The following is a 235-nucleotide window of genomic DNA, read 5'->3' as shown; positions in this document are numbered from 1 at the left end:
GATCAAGCGGTCGCAGGCGGCGGTGAAGAACGCCCACTCGGCCGAGGTGAAGTATTCGGGGGTGTCGTCCGTGGCGGCCGGGGGAGCCGGGGTGACGCTCCCGGTGCCGGTCCCGGTGGGGGTGCCGGGGGCGCGGCCGGGCAGGGCGGCGGCGTCGGGGAGCAGGGTCAGGCCCTGGACGAAGCGGCGCCGGGTCTGCGTCGGCCGGTGCTGGGCGGCCTCGTCTTTCATTGGG

Annotated in this window: 1 pseudogene; it reads right to left on the bottom strand. The window is 76.2% G+C overall.

The features are described 5' to 3' along the window. Window positions 1–235 (bottom strand): annotated as a pseudogene (locus tag ACQG3P_RS24040) (hypothetical protein); the annotation flags it as partial.

This window comes from Stenotrophomonas sp. SrG, assembly GCF_050031795.1.
In the GTDB taxonomy this organism is placed as follows: Bacteria; Pseudomonadota; Gammaproteobacteria; order Xanthomonadales; family Xanthomonadaceae; genus Stenotrophomonas; species Stenotrophomonas rhizophila_A.
The sequence above is the reverse complement of the archived record's forward strand: the minus strand, read 5'-3'. Positions and strand labels throughout refer to the sequence as shown.